The 6,115-nt window shown below is 36.8% G+C and carries 2 protein-coding genes; both read right to left on the bottom strand.

Annotation, left to right across the window (positions count from 1 at the left end; translation table 11 throughout):
• Positions 1-94: 94 nt before the first annotated feature.
• A complete protein-coding gene (locus XEN7305_RS20560) occupies positions 95-2,797 on the bottom strand; it encodes a tetratricopeptide repeat protein (RefSeq protein ID WP_006511438.1) in 2,703 nt (900 codons plus the stop codon).
• Between the two features lie 52 nt (positions 2,798-2,849).
• Positions 2,850-6,092 carry a tetratricopeptide repeat protein gene (locus tag XEN7305_RS26960; protein WP_006511437.1) on the bottom strand — a complete coding sequence of 1,081 codons (3,243 nt, stop codon included), beginning with the start codon at positions 6,090-6,092 and terminating at the stop codon, positions 2,850-2,852.
• Between the last annotated feature and the right edge of the window lie 23 nt (positions 6,093-6,115).

The following is a 6,115-nucleotide window of genomic DNA, read 5'->3' as shown; positions in this document are numbered from 1 at the left end:
TAATAAGTAATAAGTAATAAGTAATAAGTAATAATTTAATGCTTATGTTATGCAAGGTTTGAGAACATTACACCTAACACCTAACCCCTAATACCTAACACCTATCCAGTATTTCTTTGAGTTTGGTTTGGAAGTATTCAGGCGAACATTGGATTTCTATCTTTTTGAGAGCATTCTCTCTTAGTTTGTTCCATAAATCCTCCTCCTGATAGAGACGAATACATTGATTAGCAAAATCTTGAGGTTTATTGGCTGTTAATAATTCTTGCTCATTTTGCCATGACAATTGTTTTGCGATCGCAGATGTGGTTACTACTGGCAAACCATAGGAAGCAGCTTCATGTATTTTATGAGGAATCCCTGCGGCAAATCTGGTAGGAGCAATAAACAAGCGAGAACGATTATAAATCTGTAAAAGATTATCGACTCTTCCCAACATTTTTATGCCAGGATTATTTAATTTAGCTATTTTTTTATTTAGTTCGGGAACAGTGTTATTTCCTACAACCAAGAAATTAACTTCTGCACCCAATTCTTCCTGAATTAAAGGGAAAATTTTCCGGCTAAACCATAAAACAGAATCAGCATTAGGAGAATCTATTTCATAAATCGCGCCGACAAATAAAATGCTTTGACGTTTGGCAAAAATATTGGGAGTAGGTACAGTCATTAAGGAATGACCTAATATTTCCACTGAGGGATAACCATGATCAAGGAACTTTTGTTGTTCAGCTTCAGAGACAGAAATAATGAGATCACTATTGAGCGCTATTTCTAATTCTTCTTGAATTTTTGCCTGCTGCTCTTCTTGGGATAGCGGTTTTCCTCGTAACTTTTGCAGGGCAAATTCCCTCAGACAGTATAATGCTTCGGCATCGTAAATAATTTTAGTGCCATCTAGTATATTTTCCTGGGACAAAATATAGTTAAGATGATTCATGTTATGGGGGCGACTGACGAAAACTAGATCGTAAAAGTCAGGTCGCGATCGCAAAAAATCTTCTAATTTTTGTAAGCCCCAATCTTTGGCGATTTCGATAGTCCTGGGAATATCTTTATAGGTGTTCTGCCAATTTTCTTGAAAGCTTAAATCTGTCGGATAAAAGGTCACTAAACATTCCAGATTACTCATGATCTGGAGCATTTTTGAGCTGCGAGTATAACCAGAACCCAAATAGGGATGGGGAATGCGATCATCAATGAATAAAATCCTGAGCTGTTCTCCTTTTTTGGCACTGGCATTAAGAATATTACTCAGATCAGGTTGATATTGAGATTGTAACCAAATGCGATGTTGGTCAATAAAAGTTTTTTGGTTTTTTTCCTGCAACTCAATCGCTTGTTCATTATTTTCTGAACTGGCAAATTCATAATGTAAAATCGCTACCTGAGGATCATAAATTATTTTCTTACCTGCTTTGTGTAGCCTTATGCAGTAATCAGTTTCTTCATAATAGGCTGGCTGATAAATATCATCGAAACAACCTAATTCTGTAAATAATTCCCGAGGCGTCAAGAGAAAAGCCCCAGAGCAATAATCTACTTCCCTTTGAAACATATACTGAGGTAATTCTGGATCATCTCCCCTGCCGTAACCTAAACAAGAACCATCTTGCCAAACAATACTTCCTGCTTCTTGTAATGTTCCATCAGGAAGAATAATTTTGCCTCCCACCGCACCAACATCTGGCTGCTCATTGATAGTTTGTACGGCCTGATTAATGCTATCTCCCAAAATTTGGGCATCATTATTAAGAAAGAGCAAATATTCTCCCTGTGCTACTTGACTAGCTTGATTAGCTGCTAATAGGAAATGACGATTTTCATCATTAAAAATAAACTTAACGCCCTGAACTTTATCGAGCAGTGCTTTAGTGCGATCGCTTGAGTTATTATCAACAATAATGACTTCTAGCGATTTAAAACTATTATGCAAAATCGAATGCAAACAACTAAGAGTAAGCTCGGCACGATTATATAAAACCAAAACAATACTAACTATTGGTTCACTAACTGGGGTAAATTCAATGATCCCATCAGAAAGAAGAAAGTTATTGAGCTGAATTTGGTTTAAGTTATCTACGACCCTTTTGGCTTGTTGGAGTGAATTTCTAGGTTGTAAGTTATTTTCCGTGGTAATAGCAATCGTTCCCAGCTCAAGATCGTCAGGCTGCAATATTTTTTCTAGCTGGATTCTCGCTGCCTTAAAATTTGGTTTAATTTGCAGTGCTATTTGATAGGCAACTGTGGCTTCATCCAATTTATTATGAAAAACTAAGGCATTACCTAAGCCCAAATATAAATCAGAATTTTGGGGTTGAACTTCAATTGCCTGATGATAAAGAGAAATTTTATAGGGATCTTCTGCGATTTGAGCCCGATAGTCTTCCAGTAAAGATTCGCGATCTATTGTACCTCGCTGATAAAAGGAATCGGCTAATTTCTTATGAATTTGAGGTAAATTGGAGTTGAGATCTAGAGCTTTTTGGTAGGCAAAAATTGCTTCTTCCCACCGATTTAAATTAACTAGGGCTTCCCCTAAATTGTAATGACACCAATCAAAATTAGGATTGATAGCCAAGGATTTTTGAAAAATATCAGTTGCTTCTGCCCAATTTGCCAGCTCAAGTAATATGCTACCCCAATCGTAATAAGTACTGGCACTATGGGAATTAATTTCAATCGCTTTTTGATAACAAGCGATCGCTGCTTCTAATTCACCCTGTTCTTTATAATTGTCAGCTTCTTCAAGATGATCTTGAAATACTTTTATTTGAGAAAGAGATAAATCATTCATGGATAATTAAAAACAAATAAATATTAAATAGTTGATGTTAAATGTTAAATATTCACTGATAAATGTTCAATGCTAAATGTATTTTTCCCAATTTGACTTTAATTTCATTAGCTAAAACAACTTGTAACGTAAGATCAGCATTTTGAGGTAAATCTAAAATATCAATAGTTGTAGCGAAGCCACTATTCGCAGCTTGAGAAATTTGGGGATACACCTGTGCAACATCAGAACGAGTTTCCTTAATATCAGTAGCCGCAATAATTTTATTGCCCCCTAAAATTTCAAGTACTTTCGCCTCTGCTATTCGACCTACTACCCAACCCATAATATCCAGAAAATTTCTTTTTACACACCCCGCCTTTGGTTCATCAAGGAAAAATCCCCATAACTCATGTTCTCTGGTTTCACTCAAGAAAATAGCAGTAACTTCGACGGATGATTCTAGATTAAGACTGTAATCTTCTCTCTCTCTTGTGAGATTGATATTATAACCAGGGTCATGGTTAATCCAATGATTCCAGGTTGTTTCCATAAAATGTACTTCTTGCTGAATACGTTGCTTTTGCTCAGGAGTATCTTCGGTTGTTCGAGACTGAGATTCATAGTGATACAACTGCACATGGGGCAAAAAGATATTTTGATAGCCTTGTTGCTGGAATTTTAAACATAAATCCACATCGTTATAAGCCACAGCCAATTGTTCGTTAAATCCTCCCACTTCTTCAAAAATCTCTCGACGACACATCATGCAAGCTGCTGTGACAGCAGAGTAATTACTTGTCGTGACTAAAGCATCGTAATATCCTGATTCTTCTCGGAACGAGCAATGACGATGGCTATGCCCAGCGATTCCTGTCACTCCCAAAATTATTCCAGCATGCTGCACTGTATCGTCGGCATAGAGTAACAATGCTCCCACCGCGCCAATAGATTCTCGCTGAGCTTGTTCGACCATGGCTTCGATCCAGTCGGTTGAAATAACCTTAGTATCATTATTCAGAAATAAAAGATATTGACCATGAGATTGCTCTACTGCTTGATTATTGAGGGCAGAATAATTAAAAGGAATATCTAGTTTGAGAACATGCAACTTTTCTGGTTGTTTTTGCGACCAATTTTCAATGACTTCTAAACTATCCGATTCATCGCTACCATTATCAACAACTATTACCTCAAAATTAGGATAGGTAGTCAGGCCAAAAATTGATTCCAGACATTGGTTTAGCATCCCCCCCAAATTACGAGTCAAGATAATAATACTAACTAAAGCTTGGTCTGTAATCTGATAACGAATAGTTCTAATTTGAGGAAAGTCGGGATTGCTGATAACTCGACCCGGTTCTTTTCTCCGTTGTAATGCATCTTTTACTATTTGATTTGTTTCCCTTGCTTCACAAGTAATATCTCGTGCTTGATGGGACAATATTTTAGGGATATGAACAATATTTTCTGTAACTTCTGTGAGTCTTAAGAGCAGATCGTAAATATATTGAGAGTTGTATTTAGGGTTAAATTCCTGGACTTTTTTGATTAGAGAATAGCGACATAAAACCACAGAGCCAAAATAGTTACGAGATAATAGTAAATCCTGATTCCAATCAGGTTTAAACCAAGGTTCAGATAATAAGTTAATTTTAGGTTTTAGGTTACAGATCTCAGGCAGTTGCAGATAATCTTGGTCAGCATAGATCAGATCTGTTTGCGGATTTTTAGCCAATTGCCAAACCAGCTCTAATAATGCCTCAGGAGCCAGTAAAGTTTGCTCTTCTAGTAGGACAAGAAATTCTCCTTGCGCGCGATTGAGAGTTTGGTTTGCGGCCCGCGCTTGCGCAGCTTCGGGATGGGGGGGTTCAGTGATTGATGAATTCGTATCACTAGTTAATACTGTTATATTTAATCCCCCATTCCCGCCCGAAGGGGCAGCGGATTTCTTCGAGATCGTGGCTAAAGTATTTGGTGTCGGACCAATTTCAATCTTAATTCTGCGATCGCTCTTGCGAGAGGAAGGTAAAAGATCTTCGAGTAAGCTTTCTTGTTTCTGATCCTCTAGATTCAAACATAATTCCCAATAGGGATAAATTTGAGCTTGAACAGCAGCGATCGCATCTTTAATCCAAGTTTGAGCCGACTCTGTTACTGGCAAAATAATACTAATCAAAGGCGTAACAGTTAAATTTTCTAAATCTAAACAAAGCTGACGCAATGCTTCTTGATTTGGACAATTGGATTGGCGCCAAAGATTGTAACTATTATCCGAAGCATGAAACTCGCAGCTTGGCTCATATAACTTACTGCGTTGCTGACAAATAAAATGTAATAGAGCAATATTTTCTGGCAATTCCGGCTGCAATTTTTTAGCTTCCTGGGCATAAACTAGAGCTTGAGCGAGTTTATTTTGACTTATCAGAATATTTGCTATGTTGCGATAAATTGCCGCTTGATTCTGCGAATTATCTAAAACCGCAAAATATATATCTAAAGCTGATTCTAAATCCTCACTAGCCCTTTGTTGTAGTGCAAAAGCTAGCTTCTCTTTTAAATCAGGAGCTGGGTCTTTAAGGAGATCTGCTTTTTGATAATTTGCGATCGCTTCATCCCATTTTTGCTCCTCAGAAAAAATGCATCCTAAATAATAATAAGAGCCAGCAAGATTAGCATCAATAGCAAGAGCTCTATAGAAAAAGGGTATTGCTTCGGCAAACAATTCTAAATGAAACAAAGCAACGCCCAAATTATGATTTGACCAATGAGAATTCTCATTGAGTTTCAAAGCTTTTTGATAATTTGCGATCGCCTGATCGTAACATCCCAAGTTTAATAAAATATCACCATATTCATGATAAGCTTGCTCTTCATCCCAGCCTAAATCAATAGCCTGTTGATAGTGAGTAGTGGCATCCGACCATAATTTTTGATAATTAAGAGCTTTTCCCAAACTGTAATGAAATTGCGGATTGTTCTGATCGAGGTCTACGGCCTGAGAATAATATGTAATCGCTTTGGGAATTTTTTTGATATTTAAAAAAACGACCCCTAAATTATGATAAGACCAAGAAAAACTAGGATTAAAATCGATAGATTTCTGATACGCAGCTAAGGCTTTTTTCCAACGTTTTAAATTAACTAAAGCATCACCATAATCATGATAAATCTCACCAAAATCACTCCGCAAATCTATTGACTTTTCATAGTAAATTATTGCCTTTTGCCATTTTTGTTGTGTGGCTAAAGTTTTTCCTAAATGATAATAAGCTTCATAATCATCAGGAGCTTGCTCACATAAATCTAGTTCCATAAAAAGAATTTCAACATGATCAG

The sequence above is a fragment of the Xenococcus sp. PCC 7305 genome, from assembly GCF_000332055.1.
Classification (GTDB): Bacteria; Cyanobacteriota; Cyanobacteriia; order Cyanobacteriales; family Xenococcaceae; genus Xenococcus.
This window is presented reverse-complemented; position numbering and strand designations above follow the sequence as displayed.

Excerpts from the sequence above, each read along its gene's own strand:
- XEN7305_RS20560 (WP_006511438.1), bottom strand. The coding sequence starts at position 2,797 with ATGAATGATTTATCTCTTTCTCAAATAAAAGTATTTCAAGATCATCTT.
- XEN7305_RS26960 (WP_006511437.1), bottom strand. The coding sequence starts at position 6,092 with ATGGAACTAGATTTATGTGAGCAAGCTCCTGATGATTATGAAGCTTAT.